A 16697-nucleotide genomic window follows, 5' to 3' on the forward strand; every position below is an offset into this window, starting at 1 on the left:
ATGTTTGAAATAGGAGTGATATTTGATATTTCAAAAGATTTATATTATGTAAAAACTTATAGTGGAAAGTATATGTCAAAGGCTAGAGGAGTTTTTAGAAACAAAAAATTATCTCCAATGGTTGGGGATAATGTTAAGATTGAAATCTTTGAAGATGATACAGCTTATATAGTAGAGGTGTTTGAAAGGAAAAATGAAATCTTAAGACCACCGGTTGTAAATGTTGATCAAGCTATTATAGTTTTTTCAATGAAAGAACCTGAAATTTCATATAAAATTATCGATAGATATATAATGTATTATGAAATAATGAAAATTCCAATAGTTTTGTGTTTGAATAAATGTGATTTGATTGATAAAGAATTGGAAATAGATTTTAAAAATACTTATGAAAAACTTGGATATAAAATAATTTTTAATAGCATAAGTTTGGATAACAAAAAATTGTTTGAAGAAATTTGTAAGGATAAAATTTCAGTTATTACAGGACCGTCTGGTGTTGGTAAAAGTACAATTTTAAATTTTCTTAATCCTAAATATAATATATGGGTTGGAGAGATAAGTAATAAGACAAAAAGAGGTAAACATACTACAAGAGCGGCAACTTTATATGAATTTTTTGATAATTCATTTATTATAGATACTGCGGGTTTTACTTCTCTTGACTTGACAAAGTTTATAGATAACGAAACTCAGATTAGGGATGCCTTTGTGGAGTTTGAGTTAGGTTCTAAATGTAAGTTTTCTGATTGTAAGCATATAAATGAACCGAATTGTTTTGTAAAAAATGAATTAGAAAAAGGAAATATAAGTAAAAGTAGATATGACAGTTATATATTTTATTTAAATGAGTATTTAAAAAACAGGAGGTATTAAATGTTAGAATTATCACCATCATTGTTATCAGCTGATTTTACAAATTTGAAATCAGATATTGAAGTTTTAGATAAAAACGGAGTTAAATATTTACATTTAGATGTAATGGATGGAATGTTTGTTCCAAATATTTCTTTTGGGCCTATGATAATTAAACAGTTGAGACCTTTAACGGATATGGTTTTTGATGTTCATTTAATGATAGAAGATCCTGATAGATATATTCAAAACTTTAAAGATGCTGGAGCTGATATTTTAACTGTTCATTATGAAGCTTGTAAGCATCTTCATAGAACTATTTCTTATATCAAATCATTGGGAATGAAAGCCGGAGTTTCATTAAATCCTGCAACTAATATTGACGTTTTGGATTATGTGTTGGAAGATTTAGATTTAGTTTTAATTATGAGTGTAAATCCCGGATTTGGTGGACAAAGTTTTATTCCTTCTGCTCTTGATAAAATAAAAAATTTAAAGAAAAAAATAGAAGAAAAAAATTTGAATGTTATAGTTGAAGTTGACGGTGGAGTAAAAACTACAAATGTTAAAGATGTAATTGAAGCTGGAGCGGAATTGATAGTTTCAGGTTCAGATATTTTTGCTGATAAAGAAAATAGAATTAAGGCTTATAAAGATATTTTTAAAAGTTTTGAAAAATAATTATGAGCTATAATAAAAAAGATTGAGTTCTCAATCTTTTTTGTAATTAAGAAAGAAAAAGAGGTAAATATGTTTATAGATATTGCAAAAATAGAATTAAGAGCAGGAAAAGGTGGAGATGGCTGTGTTTCTTTTAGAAGAGAAAAATACGAACCGGATGGGGGACCTTATGGTGGCGACGGCGGAGATGGAGGAAGTGTAATTTTTATATCCGATGAGGGAGTAAGAACTCTTATGGATTTTAGATATAAAAAACACTACTTTGCTCAAAATGGAGAAAATGGGAAAACTAAAAGACAATATGGTAAAAAAGGTGAAGATTTAATCGTAAAAGTACCCGTTGGAACATTAATTAAGGATTTTGAAACTAATAGGGTTATTCACGATTTTAAAGTTAAGGATGATAAATTTATAGTTGCTAAAGGAGGTAGAGGTGGTAAGGGAAATGCAAGATTTGCTACTAGTACAAGACAAGCACCTCGTTTTGCACAACCCGGAACAAAGGGAGAAGAAAGAACAATAAAATTGGAATTAAAACTGATTGCTGATGTTGGACTTGTTGGACTGCCAAATGTTGGGAAATCATCTTTGCTTTCTGTTTTGAGTGATGCAAAACCTAAAATTGCAAATTATCATTTTACAACTTTAGAGCCGAATTTAGGAGTTTGTAGAGTTGAAGAAAATAAATCCTTTGTAATAGCTGATATTCCAGGTTTAATTGAAGGAGCAAGTGAGGGAATAGGACTTGGTTTTGAATTTTTAAAACATGTCGAAAGAACTAGACTTTTAGTTCATGTCTTAGATGTTTCAGGAATAGAAGGAAGAGATCCGATAGAAGATTACAATACAATTTATAAGGAATTAGAGCTCTATAATGAAAATATTAAAAATAAGAAAGAAATAATTGTTGCTAATAAAATAGATTTATTAACTTCTGATGAAAATTTAAAAAGAGTAAAAGAATACTTCAAAGATAGAACTGTATTAGAAATTTCAGCAGTGACTCAAAAGGGAGTAAAGGAATTAAAATATAAAATATTTGAAGAATTATCAAAAATTGAAATAGATTATGAAACTTTTGATGAAGAATATGAATATATAGAAGAAGTTGAAAAAGAGGCATATGAAATTTATAGTGAAGATGGAACATTCTATGTTGAAGGACCTCTTATTGACTATTTAGTTTATATAACTAATTTTGAAGATTATGACTCATTAAAATATTTCCAAAAAGTTTTAACTGATAAGGGTGTAATTGAAGATTTAAAACAAAGAGGAGTAGAAGAAGGACAAACAATTGTTATAGGAGAAATGGAATTTGAATTTTTTGAATAATAAGGAGATAATATGATAAACCCAAAACAAAGAGCTTTTTTAAAGTCTTTAGCTCATAATATGGAACCTGTTATGAATATTGGAAAATATGGTGTAAACGATGAAACTATAAGACAATTAGATTTAGCTTTAGAGAAAAGAGAACTTATAAAAATAAAAATATTAAATAATAATTTAGATGACAATAAAGAAATAGTTGACCTAGTTTTACAAAAAACTAGAGCAGAATTTGTTCAACATATAGGAAATAAATTTGTTATCTATAGAAGAAAAAGAAAAGATGAAAATAGAATAGAGTTGCCATAAAATGAAAAAAATTGGAATTTTAGGTGGAAGTTTTTCACCTATTCATAATGGACATTTACAAATTGCCGAGGACTGCTTATTGGAAATGGGACTTGATAAAATTATTTTTCTTCCGAATTCAAATCCGCCACATAGATTTGTTGAAAAATTTTCTTTTGATACGAGAGTTGAAATGTTAAAATTAGCATTAGAAGATAATGAGAATTTTGAAATTTCACTTGTTGAAAGTGATTCAAACAAGGTTCATTATTCGTATAATACAATTAGAGATAATTTTTGTAATTGTGAAGATAAATTTTATTTTATTATGGGAGATGATGAATTCTTAAGTATTAAGTCTTGGAATGAATATGAAAAATTTTTAGAGATTACTTCAATTATAGTTTTTTTAAGAAAATTTGATTTAAATTATATTTTAGAGAAAAATAGTGAAATAATAGAAAAATATGATATAAATATTATTAAAAATTCTGTTATTCCTATTTCTTCAACAGATATTAGAAATAGAATGAAAGAAAAAAAATCTATAAGATATCTTGTTCCTAATAAGGTAAGTAAATATATTTATGAAGAGCTTAATTACTTTGATATAAAAGGTATAAAAAAAGATTTAAAAGATAAACTTTCAAAAAACAGATATGAACATTCCTTAAGAGTCGCTGACTACTGTAAAAGACTTGCTAAAATATATAATGCTGATGAAAATAAGGCTTATTTATCAGGTCTTGTTCACGATTGTGCAAAGAATTTGGAAGAGTATTATATGTTGAATAAAAATCTTAATTCTGATATAATATTTGATGATGATGAAAAGAATAGTAAAAATATTCAACATGCACCGATAGGTGCGGCTGTTTGTAAAAATTTGTATGGTATTTCTGACGATGAAGTAATTTCAGCAGTTCGTTATCATACGACAGCAAGAGAAAATATGTCTTTAATCGAAAAGATTTTATTTATATCAGATAAAATTGAGCCTAACAGAAAGTATGATACAGTTGAGGAACTTAGGAAAATTGCAGATTATGATATTGACAAGGCTATAATTAAGTTTTTAAATGATAGTTTTGAATATTTAGAAAAAAAATCTCAAAAAATTCATCCTTTATCTGTTAAAGCAAGAGATTATTTGGAAAATATGAGGTGATTTTATGGAAAAACTTGACGTTATTTTAAAAGCATTAGATGATAAGATTGCAGAAAATGTTGTAAGCATTGATTTAAGAGGAAAGTCCTCAATCGCTGAATATTTTGTTATTGCAACAGGAAATGTAGTTAATCATAATCAAGCTATTTGTGATGAAATTGAATTCCAATTAAAAGAGAATGATATGGACTTTTTAAGTACAGAAGGATATAAAGAAGGAAATTGGATTTTATTGGACTGTGGAGATATTATAGTTCATATTATGACAAAAGATTATAGAAGCTATTACAATCTTGAAAGATTGTGGGCATAGATTTAGGAGGGAAAAAATGAGCGTAGAATTTTTAAAAACTGATAAGGCTCCTGCAGCAATCGGACCTTATTCACAAGCTGGAAAAGTTGGTAATTTAATATTTGTTTCAGGACAATTACCAATAACAAACGGAGAATTACAAACTGAAATAAAGGCAGCAACACTTGCAAGTTTAACAAATGTTTTAGAAATTATTAAAGCAGGTGGTGGATGTTTAGAAAGTATTGTAAAAGTTAATGTTTTTGTAAAAGATATGAATGACTTTGAAGCAATTAACGGAGTTTATGCAGAATTCTTTGGTGATCATAAGCCAGCAAGAGCATTGGTTCAAGTTGCTAAATTACCAAAAGATGCTTTAATTGAAATTGAAGCAGTAGCTGCTGTTTAAAAATTTTTATACTGATGTTTAAATACATCAGTATTTTTTTGTCTAAAAATGAGTTGATTATAAGTAATCTTTAATTATTTTAATAAATATTTAACAGATTTGTGTTTTATATGTATTTTTGGGGTTTTATTTTTACTGTAATTTTGTTATAATATAATTCGTAAAATTATAAAATTATAATAGAAAATAAGTTATTATTTATTTTAGTTTTATTTAAAGTTTATGTTTTAAAATATAATGGTCCTATTATGTTTCATTTTGTATTAAATTATTTTAATAATAAATTAATTTCATTAAAATAGGATAAAGTTTAGTATAAATAAATTTATAAAATATTTAATGATTGGGAGGATTTTTTGTGAAGTATTTAGAAACATTTAATAGTTATAAAAATTCAGAAAAAATTGCTTATATTTGTAATGAAAGCTCTATTACATATAGAGAACTTATGCTATATTCAGATAGACTTGCAAAATATATTTTGCAAAATTTTGGAATCGGTAATAAAGATGCGATTGCCGTTTATGGACATAAGGATTTTTTAATGTTAGTAAGCTTTTTAGCTTGTACAAAGTCAGGACATCCTTATTGTCCTATGGATATTTCTTTTACTAAAAATAGAGTTGAAGATGTATTGAGTATAACAGATTCAAAATTTTCAATATTTACAGAAGATTTGACAGTTGATGACAAATTTAATATATTGGATAAAAAAGAAATTTTAGATATTATTTATAATGAAAAATATGATGATATTTCTAATGAAGGACTATATGAAATTGAACCTGAAGATATTGTATATATAATCTTCACTTCAGGAAGTACCGGAAAGCCTAAAGGGGTTCAAATAACATATGACAATTTGAATAATTATATTGATTGGATACATAATGTAGTAGGAAATGGAAAGAATAAAGTTTACTTAAATCAAGCTCCTTTTTCTTTTGATTTATCTGTGATGGATTTGTATTTATCTTTGTATTCTGAATCCACTTTATTTGCGATAACTAAGGAAGATCAACAAGATTTTGCTAAACTTTATGAAAATTTAGAAAAATCAGGTATTACAAATTGGGTTTCTACACCGTCATTTGCGGATATGTGTTTGTCTATGAAGGAATTTAATTCTGAAAATATTAAAAATATAGAGTATTTCTTATTTTGCGGAGAAGTTTTGACAAAGAAGACTGCTCAAAGATTAAATAACAGATTTCCAAATGCAAAAGTAATTAATACTTATGGACCTACTGAATCAACAGTTTGTGTTACAGATATTTTGATTACAGATGAGGTTATAGAAAAATATGAGACTCTTCCACTTGGAGATGTAAAAAAGGGAAGTAGAATCGAAATAAGAGATGAAGATAAAATTCTTGATGATGGCGAAATTGGTGAGATTGTAATAATTGGAGATACGGTAAGTAGTGGATATTATAAAAATCCTATTCAAACTGAAAAAGCTTTTTTTGTTACTGAAAATAATGAAAGAGCTTATAGAACAGGAGATTTAGGATTTTATAAAGAAGGACAATTGTTTTTCTCAAATAGAAAAGATTTTCAAGTTAAGTTAAATGGATATAGAATTGAACTTGGAGATATTGAGAGCAATCTTTTAAATATTAGTGGAATAAGCTCCTGTTGTGCATTGCCAAATTATGATTCGGACAATAAAGTAAAGAGTATTACTGCTTTTGTTGTAAGTAATGAAATCAAGGATGAGAAAGAATATACAAAATTTTTAAAAGAAGAGTTACAAAAATATGTTCCTAGTTATATGGTACCAAAAAAATTCAAATTTTTAGATAAATTACCAATGAATAATAATGGAAAAGTAGATAGAAAAGAATTACAAAAAATATTAGAAAAAAGGTAGGAAAATTATTATGAGAGAAAAGGTATTTGAAATTTTAGAAGATATTTGTGAAGAGGATTTAAGAGATACTCCGGATGTTAATATATTTGAAGAAGGTCTTATGGATTCGCTAGGACTTGTTAGATTTATTGTTGAAGTAGAAGAACAACTGGGAATTACTTTAGGAATAATGGAATTAGATAAGGAAGTAGTTAATACACCAAACAAAATAATAGAATTTTTAAACAGTAGGGATTAAAAATGGAGTTTTTTAGTGGCTTAAATTTTTGGTTGGTGCTTATTTTAATGACCATACCAGCGATATTTCTAGGCATTAAAGAAAAGAAAAGTAAATATTATATTCTTGTAACTTCATTAGTTTTTTGTTTTTTAGTATATTCAAAAAATATAAATTCACTAATATCATTAATTATTTTTGTAATATATGAGTTCGTGTTGATAAAAATATATTTAAAGTTGAAAATTGAGAAAAATTTTGACAGAGTTTCTATATTTATAATTTTAAGTTTATTACCACTTATTCTAGCTCGTATATTACCTTTTACAAAAATTAATTATAAATTGGGTTTTCTAGGGATATCATATATAACTTTTAAAGTAATGCAAATGCTTATAGAGATAAAAGATAAGTTGATAAAAGAGGTAAAATTTGTCGACTATCTATCTTTTATGATATTTTTTCCAACACTTTCATCAGGTCCGATTGACAGAAGTAGAAGATTTTTTAAAGATTTGGAAAAAACAATTAGTAAAAATGAATATTTGGACAATTTAGGAAAAGGGATAGAATATATCTTACAAGGGCTTGTTTATAAAATGATTTTATCACAATTAATTTTTGATAAGTCAAGTGCTATTTTAGATGCAAGCTATACAATTCCTAATATGTTAATGTATATGTATCTATACGGATTTTATTTGTTTTTTGACTTTGCCGGATATAGTTTAATGGCTGTTGGAGTTAGTAAAATATTTGGAATTGAAACACCAATGAACTTCAATAAACCGTTTTTAGCAAAAGATATGAAAGATTTCTGGAATAGATGGCATATCAGTTTATCACATTGGTTTAGAGATTTTATTTTTAGCAGACTTGTTTTTGCTATGTTTAAGAAAAAAATTATAAAAAGTTCTTTAATAACAGCAATGGTTGCATATATAGTTAATATGACAGTTATGGGGATATGGCACGGATTAAACTTAAGTTATCTTTTATATGGTTTATATCATGGGATTATTCTTGCATTTACTGAGTATTTCCAAAAAACTAAATTTTATAAGGCTAATAAGAGTAAAAAATGGTTTGAGTACTCATCTATCTTTGTTACCTTTAATTTAGTTATGTTCGGATTTTTTATATTCTCTGAACAATTTGTATATATTTTAAAAGTATTAAGAGGTAGATTATGGTAAAAAAAGAAACAAAGGAATTTATATTTAGAGTTGCATTTTATACATTAATGATTTCCTCACTAATTATTTTTAGTGTATTGTATGATTTTAATGTTGTAAAAGATTTTATATATAGTAATTTTTAATGATAAAATTTAAGGTTGAGTTTTTCAAATTTTCAACCTTTTTTATTGTGAAACAACAAGGTTCCCGGGAACCCACCCGATGCGAAGCATCGTGGAAGGGTGGGGTTCTTATTATTAAATAAGAATATTCTTAGAAACTCACTGGACGTAAAGAATAGTGTAATGTCAAGTTATTCTATTTTTTGTAAATTTTCACTTGAAAAAGGAGTAAATATAATATTACTCCTTTATCTTAATTTTATTTGTTAAATTCTAGTAAATCTTTTTGTAATTGTATAAAACCTAATCTTCCCAAATGCATTATATCGTTAAAAAAATACGGTTTATATGAATACATACTATAATCTGTAAGATGTACTTGATTTTCTTTCACTATTTGTTTTATTTTATCATAAAATTCTTCTATGGATTTTTTTGGTATTCCAGTATAATCTGCCCAATATCCTTGCAACGGAATCATTATTATATTCACTTCAAATCCAAGTTCTTTTGCTATTTCAATAAATAATTTCAAATCATCATATTCAGGACTTTCCGAATAATTCTGGTTACTCATATAACCTTCATATTTTTTTAAATCATTTCTTATATATTCATTATAATATTTATTTTCTACGTAAAATTTGTTATTATCTGTTTCTTTTTCTGCTCTTTTAGTAGCTTCTTTTTCTAAAGTTTCCCAATTTATTTCTTTGAATTCTAATTTATTTATAGAATTATCATATTTATATTTTTTTACAAAGTCTCTTTTTTCTTTTAAACTATATTTATATTTCAAAATAGGATTTATAAATTGATATAAATAATTAGGTTTATAAACATTTTCAACATTTGATAGTATAAAACTTGTTGAATCAGTCAAATCCTTTATTCTATTATAAAGTTTTTCTTTGGTATTTTTTGAAATATCTTTATTTTCAAAGAAATGGTAAAGATGATCTAATGAAACTCTACTTTCAAAAGCTTCTTTTTCTAAACCTTTTTTTTCGAACCACTGCATAGATATTATTAAATTAACTTTTTTTACTGGTATATTATTTCCTATTGAACCTAAAATAATAGCTTGCAATAAACTTTGGTAATGACCTCCACCTATTTGCATAATATTCTTATCAGAGTAATTTAATAATTGTTTTGGGTGTTCCTCATTTTCCAATGTTGCTACAAGTTCTGACGATCCCATAAGTAAAATTGTATTTTTATCTATATTTTTTGTCAATACATCATAAGAATTATACTTTGAATACAAAGTATTATATTTTATACTATTATTTTTCACAATTATATTTTTCTCAATATTTTTTGAATAAAATATTAGTATGGAAGAAGAAATAAAAATAGATAAAATTAGTGAAATTGCTAATGCTTTTAATCTTTTCATAATGTCTCCTAATAGTTGTCATATACAAATTTTTATATAAAATTAAATTCATATATTATGTAAAAAAATACAGTTTTTTTAAGTTTCATATACTTAAAAAGTAGCTAAAAAACCTAAAATACTCCATAATCAACGGATAAATTATATCATATAGGTTGTTTTTTTTCAACATATATTATTGAGTTTAAATATTATCATATCAAATTGTAAGAGTTACTTAATATTGATTTTTTGCTTTTTTATGATTTTGTGATATAATATTATTCTCAAAAGAGAGTTTCATTCTTGTTTTTTAAGGTAATTTAATTATACAGATGGTATTCTCTATTTATATGATTAATAGTATTCTAATAATTTTTTAGTTTTATTTAAAGTTTCTACTGTAAAATTATTTAGGATAATTTTGTGGAGTTTTTAAAAATTTTAATATTTATATAGATTTTTTAAAAATCTATAATTTTTTTGAGTATTGTACGATGTTAATGTCGTAAATTAATATATAATAATTTTTAGGGGTGTTTATGAAGAGATTAAAAGCATTAAGTGTAGCAATAATTTTATCTTTAGTTATTTCTTCTACATTTTTACATTTTTATACTAAAAAGGAGAAAAAGGAGTTTGATGAGTTATCCGTTCAGAATAATTCTATAAGATATAATGATTCTCCAAATAAATATAAATCTCATGATGCTATAATAAAAAATATAGGAAAAGGGACTATAATACTTTTAGGTTCTTCTGAACTTATAGTAACAAATGATTGGAAGGAACATCCAAAACAATTTTTGGATTATTCAGATAGAAATATTATGCAAATTGGTGAGGGATTTTATCAATCTATAATTCAAGCTATAACTTTGGGTTCAATTGGAGAAAAATCACCGGTAAAAACTGTTAATTTAATATTATCTATGCAATGGTTTGAAAAAAATGGAATGAGCCCTGAAGCTTTTCAACCTAGATTTTCAATAGATCATTTGTATAATTTATATAAAAACAAAAAGATTTCTAAAGAAACAAAAGAGAAAATCTATAATAGAATTTTGGAGCTTTCAAAAAATAATAATATTGTAACTGGAATAGTTGAAAGATTAAAAAGAGATAATCCTGTGGATAAGACAATAAACAATGCTAATGCTGAAAAGTACAAATTGATTGCAAATAGTAAGTTTTTAAAATCATATCATAGAGATGACAGTGTAAATGATAAAAAAGCTCCTGAAAGATTTGACTGGGAAAAACTTAGAAAAGAAGCACTAGATACTGCAAAAGAAGAATCTAATGAAAATAAATTTTTTATGTATAATAAATATTTTGATAAGAATTTCAGAAAAAATTTTGCAAAGTTAAAAAACTCTGCAAAGAATACAAAGTATAGAAGTGAAGAAGAATATAGAGATTTACAATTGTTCTTGGATGTTGCAAGAGATTTGGGCTTTAAAGTTAATCTTATTTTAGTTCCGCTTCAAGGACATTGGGCTGACTATACAGGTGTTCCAAAGGATGAGATAGAATACTTTTATAAAAGAATTAGAGATATTTCAGCAAAAAATAATGTAAATTTAATTGACTATAGTAAATATTCTTATACAAAATATTTTTTCAAAGATGCTACACATTTAGGAAGGCTTGGACTTTTACAATTACAGGAAGATTTATTAAAATATAATAATGATTAATAGAAATATATTTTAATTCAATAAATTCTCCTAAATTATTGCAAAAAAAGTTAAAATGTTATATAATGAGTAGCCAACATAAATTTAGGAGGAAATTATGGATTTAAAATCAAAGATTAGAGTTATAGATGGTTTTCCAAAAGAAGGAATCAGTTTTAAGGATATAACTACTTTAATTAGTGATGCAGAAGCTTTTAAAGAAGCTGTAAATATTATGAAAAAACATTTAGAAAATAGAAATATAGATTATATAGTAGGACCGGAAGCAAGAGGTTTTGTCTTTGGCTCTGCTGTAGCTTATGCTCTAAATATAGGATTTATTCCAGTTAGAAAACCCGGTAAATTACCTGGAGAAACTGTATCTTTTGAATATGCATTAGAATATGGAACAGATGTTCTTGAAATTTGTAAAAATGCATTGAAAAGTGGAGATAGAGTTGCAATAGTTGACGATTTGCTTGCTACCGGTGGAACAATTAATGCTTGTGCAAAATTGATTGAGTCTCAAGGAGCGGAAGTTGTTTCAATGCAATTTTTAATGGAATTGACAGACTTGAAAGGTAGAGAAAGAAATAAAGAATATCAAATAGATGCTGTTTTGGAGTATAATATTTAATGAGAATCGATAAATTTTTAAAAAATTCAAGACTGATTAAAAGAAGAACTATTGCAAAAGAGGCTTGCGAAAAAGAAAGAGTTTTTAGAAACAGTAAAGCTATGAAACCTTCCGATGAAGTTAAAGTTGGAGATATTATAGAATTGAAATTTGGAAATTCTGAAGTTAAAATTAGAGTTTTAGATATAACTGATAGCCAAAAGAAAGAAGATGCACAGAAAATGTATGAAAATCTGTGAAAGTATTGAAAAATTATAGTGTTTGTTATATAATTTATAGTAGAAAGAGGTGATGACTTGATGAATAAGAGAAATAAAAATAGAATTAGATTTTATAGTTTAATATTTTTTACATTTTGTCTCGTTTTTGGAAAAACTTTTATTTATCAAGTTAAGGAAAAAAACAGACTAAATAGTAAAATTCAAACTTTAACAGAGAGAAAAGAAAAGCTGGATGCTGAAATTACAGAAGCAAAAGATAATCTTAAAAAAGTTGATAGTGAAGAATTTATTAAAAAAGTAGCTAGAGAAAAACTTAGGATGATAGAAAAAGACGAAGTAGTAGTAAAGTATAAGGATAACGATTAGTTTAATTTAGTAAAGAAAGGAGCCGAGTTTTTACTCGGTTTTTTAATTTTTATGAAAAATAAATTTTTTAAAAATTTAAAAAACTTTAATCTTGATAGTTCTAGAATTTTACTTGCCATATCAGGTGGAAAAGATTCTATGACTATGTTGGATTTGTTTAATGCTTTTAAAGATGAATTAAAATTAAACTTAGTAGTTTGTCATTTTAACCATTCTTTAAGAGATGATGCTGATAGAGATGAAACATTTGTTAAATCTCAATGTGAAAAATATGGTTTAAAATTTTATTCTAAAAAGGAAGATGTTCTTCTTTTTTCAAATGAAAACAAATTGTCTATTGAAGAAGGGGCAAGAACTTTAAGATATAAATTTTTTGATCAAATAAAAAGAATTGAAGATCTTGACTATATTGCAACAGCTCATAATAAAAACGATTTGGCAGAAACTGTTATTATGAGAATTTTAAGAGGAACTGGGATTAATGGGCTAATAGGAATTCAATCCGAAAGAGGAGATTTAATTAGACCAATTTTGGATTTTTCAAGGGATGAGATTGAAAACTATATAAAAGAAAATCAAATTCCTTTTGTTGAAGATAAAACAAATTTTGAAGATATGTATTTAAGAAATAAAATTAGATTAAATTTATTTCCGATATTAAAAAATGAATATAATCCTAGAATTCTTGACTCCCTTTCAAGACTTTCAAATATTGCTTTTGACTATAGTAATATTTCAAGAGAATATATTGCTTCAAAAGAAGGAATTCTTTGGGAATTTAATAAAGAAAAAATATTGGTTGATATAGAAAAATTAAAACATCAATCTAAGTCCTTTAGAAATATTATGTATAGGGAATTTTATGAGTTTATTAGTAAAGATCCGGATGGTATAAATTATAAAATAATTGAAGAAATTGACAATTTGATTTTTACAAAAACGGGTAAATATATAGAGATAAAAAATGTAATCTTTAAAAATGAATATAATAAACTTCTTATCTATGATAAAAATGTTTTTATAAATTTGAAAACAGATTTTTATTATGAAAATTTAGATTTTTCTTTGTATTCTACTAAGTTTTTTGATATAATTATAGAGCAGTCATGTTTTGAAGAATTTAATAAATTAAAACAAAACAAGGATATGCTTTTTATTAATAAAAGATATCTTAAATTGTTGAAAATCAGAAATAGAAAAAATGGAGATTTTTTAGAATTTGAATTTGGAAAGAAAAAATTAAAAGATATATTTATTGATGAAAAAATTAGCAAGGATATGAGAGATAATATACCTGTTTTTGAAATTGATAATAATATTATTTGGCTTCCTAATATTAGAAGAGCCAATAAGTATTTAGTCGATAATCAGGATGATATTATAAAAATTAGAGTTTTATCAAAGGAGATTTTATGGAGAGATTAGATTGTGTCGTTAAGTCAGATATGAAAGAATTGTTATTTGATGAAGAAACTATAAAAAATAGAGTTGAAGAACTAGGGACAGAAATAACTAAATATTATGAAAACGATGAAGCTGAACTTGTAGTAGTTGGTATTTTAAGGGGGTCTACTTTATTTTTTGCTGATTTAATCAGATTTGTAAATTTACCTATTTCAATAGACTTTATGGCAATTTCATCTTATGGGAATTCATCTCAAAGTGGGATTGTAAAAATTGTAAAAGATTTAGAGGCAGATGTTACAGGAAAGAATATTTTAATAGTTGAAGATATTATAGATACCGGAAAAACTTTAAAATATCTATTACATTATTTTCAAGAAAGAGGAGCGAAAACTGTTAAAGTTGCAAGTATGTTAGATAAGCCTGAAAGAAGACTTGTTGAAATTTCAGGTGACTTTGTAGGTTTTGAAGTTCCAAATGATTTTATAGTTGGTTATGGACTAGATTATAATCAGTCATATAGAAATTTACCATATATTATTTCTTTGAAAGAAGAAGTTTATAAATAAAATAATAGGAGGGAAAGCGTGAATAAAAAAACAAAAGCGTATCTTATATATTTGATACCAATCTTGTTTTTAACTGCATATTTCTTTGTCATAAAAACTTCAGCTCCTGTAGTTAAGGAATATACAGTTACAGAGATTGTATCAAAAATAAAGAATGATGAAGTTTCTGAGATAACAACTCAGGGTTCATATATAACTGGAAAATTAAATGATAAAAATAAAACAGAATTTAAAACTTATCTACCACAAGAATTTAGACTACAATTTTATGAAAATTATTTAAAAGCTAAGGTAGATAATAATACTTTAAAATATAATGGAAAAGCTGAGCCCACAAAGCCTTTTTATCTGGAAATATTACCAACTCTTATAATTTTAGTAGGACTTGGAGTCCTATGGTTCCTATTTATGAGACAAGCTCAAGGTGGGGGCAAGGTAATGAATTTTGGAAAGAGCAAGGCAAGACTTCATAAGGATAAGAAAAATGAAGTTACATTTAATGATGTAGCAGGTCTTGAAGAGGAAAAGGAAGAATTACAGGAAATAGTAGATTTTTTGAGATCTCCTAAAAAATATAGCGATATAGGTGCTAGAATTCCAAAAGGTGTTTTGCTTGTAGGTCCTCCGGGAACTGGTAAGACTTATCTTTCAAGAGCTGTTGCAGGTGAAGCAAAAGTTCCATTCTTTAGTATAAGTGGTTCCGACTTTGTTGAAATGTTTGTTGGGGTTGGAGCTTCAAGAGTTAGAGATTTGTTTGAGGAAGCTAAAAAGAATGCTCCTTGTATTATTTTCATTGATGAAATTGATGCTGTTGGTAGAAGAAGAGGTGCAGGACTTGGCGGTGGACATGATGAAAGAGAGCAAACATTAAACCAATTGCTTGTTGAAATGGACGGTTTTGGTGTTAATGAAGGAATCATAGTTATGGCTGCAACAAATAGACCTGACATTCTGGATCCGGCTATTTTAAGACCGGGTAGATTTGATAGACAAATTTATGTAGGTATTCCTAATGTAAGAGAAAGAGAAGCAATACTTATGGTTCACACTAGAAATAAAAGATTGGATCCGGATGTTGATCTTAAGGCTATTGCTAAACATACAACAGGATTTACTCCTGCAGATCTTGAAAACTTGTGTAATGAAGCGGCTCTATTATCTGCAAGACAAAATTTAAAGAGTATTCCTATGAGAATATTTGAAGAAGCAGCTATAAAAGTTGTTGCTGGACCTGAAAAGAAATCTGCTGTTGTAACTGATAGAGATAGAAATATTACAGCTTATCATGAAGCGGGACATGCTATTGTTTCAAGATTTGTACCATTATCAGATCCTGTTCAAATGATAACTATTGTTCCAAGAGGAAGAGCCGGTGGATTTACAGCTTATTCTCAAGATGAAGATAGTCAATATATGACTGTAAAAGCTATGAAATCTAGACTTGCAATGATGCTAGGTGGCCGTTCAGCAGAACTTATAATTTTTGAAGATTTTACAACAGGTGCATCTAATGATATTGAAAGAGCAACTAAACTCGCAAGAAGTATGGTTACAACTTACGGAATGAGTAGTAAAATTGGACCTATAAATTACGATATGGGAGAAGAAGAAACTTTCTTAGGCAGAGATTTTGGAAAAGGAAGAACTTATTCTGAAGATATTGCAAAACTTATTGATGAAGAGGTTAAGGATTTACTTGATGAGGCTTATGAAACTGCACAAGGAGTTTTAAGAGATAATATCGAATTTTTACACATAATAGCTAAAAAACTGCTTGAAGTGGAAACTATTAGTGGAAAAGACTTTGAAACTATGTATAATAAATATATGGGTATTGAAGAAGAAAAGGAAGAAACTCAAGAAGAAATAGTTTTTGAAGAACAAAATAAAGTTGAAGAACAAAATGTGGTTGAAGAAGTAGTTTCCGCTGAAGAAATTATTGAAGAAACTACTACAGAAACTACTGAAGTAGAAAAAACTGAAACAGAGGATAATTAAAATTAAGTAGAAGCTTGCTTCTACTTA

The 16697-nt window shown here is 26.4% G+C and carries 19 protein-coding genes; 18 read left to right on the forward strand and 1 reads right to left on the reverse strand.

Annotated features, from left to right (window positions below):
* The 11 genes from rsgA (at position 1) to ACMX2D_RS00870 (ending at position 8436) form a co-directional block, all read left to right on the forward strand.
* Entirely contained in the window at positions 1-876 is an 876-nt protein-coding gene (gene rsgA, locus ACMX2D_RS00820) for a ribosome small subunit-dependent GTPase A (RefSeq protein ID WP_414972368.1), read from the forward strand.
* Positions 877-1536, forward strand: coding sequence for a ribulose-phosphate 3-epimerase (gene rpe, locus ACMX2D_RS00825; RefSeq protein ID WP_414970972.1), 660 nt, complete (start codon positions 877-879; stop codon positions 1534-1536).
* A gap of 69 nt (positions 1537-1605) precedes the next feature.
* Positions 1606-2871 (forward strand): GTPase ObgE, encoded by a 1266-nt coding sequence (gene obgE, locus ACMX2D_RS00830; RefSeq protein WP_414970971.1) that lies wholly within the window; start codon positions 1606-1608, stop codon positions 2869-2871.
* 12 nt (positions 2872-2883) lie between these two features.
* On the forward strand, positions 2884-3177 hold the full coding sequence (yhbY, locus tag ACMX2D_RS00835; RefSeq protein WP_009447733.1) for a ribosome assembly RNA-binding protein YhbY: 294 nt from the start codon (positions 2884-2886) through the stop codon (positions 3175-3177).
* Between the two features lies 1 nt (position 3178).
* Positions 3179-4324: a nicotinate-nucleotide adenylyltransferase gene (nadD, locus tag ACMX2D_RS00840; RefSeq protein WP_414972369.1), complete on the forward strand. Its 1146-nt coding sequence runs from the start codon at positions 3179-3181 to the stop codon at positions 4322-4324.
* A gap of 4 nt (positions 4325-4328) precedes the next feature.
* Entirely contained in the window at positions 4329-4637 is a 309-nt protein-coding gene (gene rsfS, locus ACMX2D_RS00845; protein WP_009447725.1) for a ribosome silencing factor, read from the forward strand.
* 16 nt (positions 4638-4653) lie between these two features.
* Positions 4654-5025 (forward strand): RidA family protein, encoded by a 372-nt coding sequence (locus ACMX2D_RS00850; RefSeq protein ID WP_233055351.1) that lies wholly within the window; start codon positions 4654-4656, stop codon positions 5023-5025.
* Positions 5026-5383: 358 nt separating this feature from the next.
* Complete coding sequence (gene dltA / locus ACMX2D_RS00855; RefSeq protein WP_414972370.1) at positions 5384-6898, forward strand: D-alanine--poly(phosphoribitol) ligase subunit DltA; 1515 nt, start codon at positions 5384-5386, stop codon at positions 6896-6898.
* 10 nt (positions 6899-6908) lie between these two features.
* Positions 6909-7136, forward strand: coding sequence for a D-alanine--poly(phosphoribitol) ligase subunit DltC (gene dltC / locus ACMX2D_RS00860; protein WP_414970963.1), 228 nt, complete (start codon positions 6909-6911; stop codon positions 7134-7136).
* 2 nt (positions 7137-7138) lie between these two features.
* Positions 7139-8311 carry a D-alanyl-lipoteichoic acid biosynthesis protein DltB gene (gene dltB, locus ACMX2D_RS00865; RefSeq protein ID WP_414972371.1) on the forward strand — a complete coding sequence of 391 codons (1173 nt, stop codon included), beginning with the start codon at positions 7139-7141 and terminating at the stop codon, positions 8309-8311.
* Positions 8305-8436, forward strand: coding sequence for a hypothetical protein (locus ACMX2D_RS00870; protein WP_414970961.1), 132 nt, complete (start codon positions 8305-8307; stop codon positions 8434-8436). Before dltB ends, ACMX2D_RS00870 begins: the two co-directional genes overlap by 7 nt.
* 238 nt (positions 8437-8674) lie before the next feature.
* Here ACMX2D_RS00870 and dltD (ACMX2D_RS00875) read toward each other — a convergent pair whose 3' ends face one another.
* On the reverse strand, positions 8675-9817 hold the full coding sequence (gene dltD, locus ACMX2D_RS00875) for a D-alanyl-lipoteichoic acid biosynthesis protein DltD (RefSeq protein WP_414972372.1): 1143 nt from the start codon (positions 9815-9817) through the stop codon (positions 8675-8677).
* Positions 9818-10338: 521 nt separating this feature from the next.
* On the opposite strand from dltD (ACMX2D_RS00875), the gene dltD (ACMX2D_RS00880) reads away from it, so the two are divergent.
* The 7 genes from dltD (ACMX2D_RS00880) (at position 10339) to ftsH (ending at position 16670) form a co-directional block, all read left to right on the forward strand.
* Entirely contained in the window at positions 10339-11496 is a 1158-nt protein-coding gene (gene dltD / locus ACMX2D_RS00880) for a D-alanyl-lipoteichoic acid biosynthesis protein DltD (protein WP_414970959.1), read from the forward strand.
* A gap of 97 nt (positions 11497-11593) precedes the next feature.
* On the forward strand, positions 11594-12112 hold the full coding sequence (locus tag ACMX2D_RS00885; RefSeq protein ID WP_414970958.1) for an adenine phosphoribosyltransferase: 519 nt from the start codon (positions 11594-11596) through the stop codon (positions 12110-12112).
* Positions 12112-12351 carry an RNA-binding S4 domain-containing protein gene (locus ACMX2D_RS00890; RefSeq protein ID WP_414972373.1) on the forward strand — a complete coding sequence of 80 codons (240 nt, stop codon included), beginning with the start codon at positions 12112-12114 and terminating at the stop codon, positions 12349-12351. Before ACMX2D_RS00885 ends, ACMX2D_RS00890 begins: the two co-directional genes overlap by 1 nt.
* 60 nt (positions 12352-12411) lie before the next feature.
* Positions 12412-12699, forward strand: a complete 288-nt coding sequence (locus ACMX2D_RS00895) for an FtsB family cell division protein (protein ID WP_009447698.1) — start codon at positions 12412-12414, stop codon at positions 12697-12699.
* Between the two features lie 51 nt (positions 12700-12750).
* Complete coding sequence (gene tilS / locus ACMX2D_RS00900; protein WP_414972374.1) at positions 12751-14124, forward strand: tRNA lysidine(34) synthetase TilS; 1374 nt, start codon at positions 12751-12753, stop codon at positions 14122-14124.
* On the forward strand, positions 14112-14672 hold the full coding sequence (gene hpt, locus ACMX2D_RS00905) for a hypoxanthine phosphoribosyltransferase (protein ID WP_009448302.1): 561 nt from the start codon (positions 14112-14114) through the stop codon (positions 14670-14672). The genes tilS and hpt overlap by 13 nt, the downstream gene beginning before the upstream one ends.
* An 18-nt stretch (positions 14673-14690) precedes the next feature.
* Positions 14691-16670, forward strand: a complete 1980-nt coding sequence (ftsH, locus tag ACMX2D_RS00910; protein WP_414972375.1) for an ATP-dependent zinc metalloprotease FtsH — start codon at positions 14691-14693, stop codon at positions 16668-16670.
* Positions 16671-16697: the final 27 nt, after the last annotated feature.

The sequence above is a fragment of the Parvimonas oralis genome, from assembly GCF_047608425.1.
Lineage (GTDB): Bacteria > Bacillota > Clostridia > Tissierellales > Peptoniphilaceae > Parvimonas.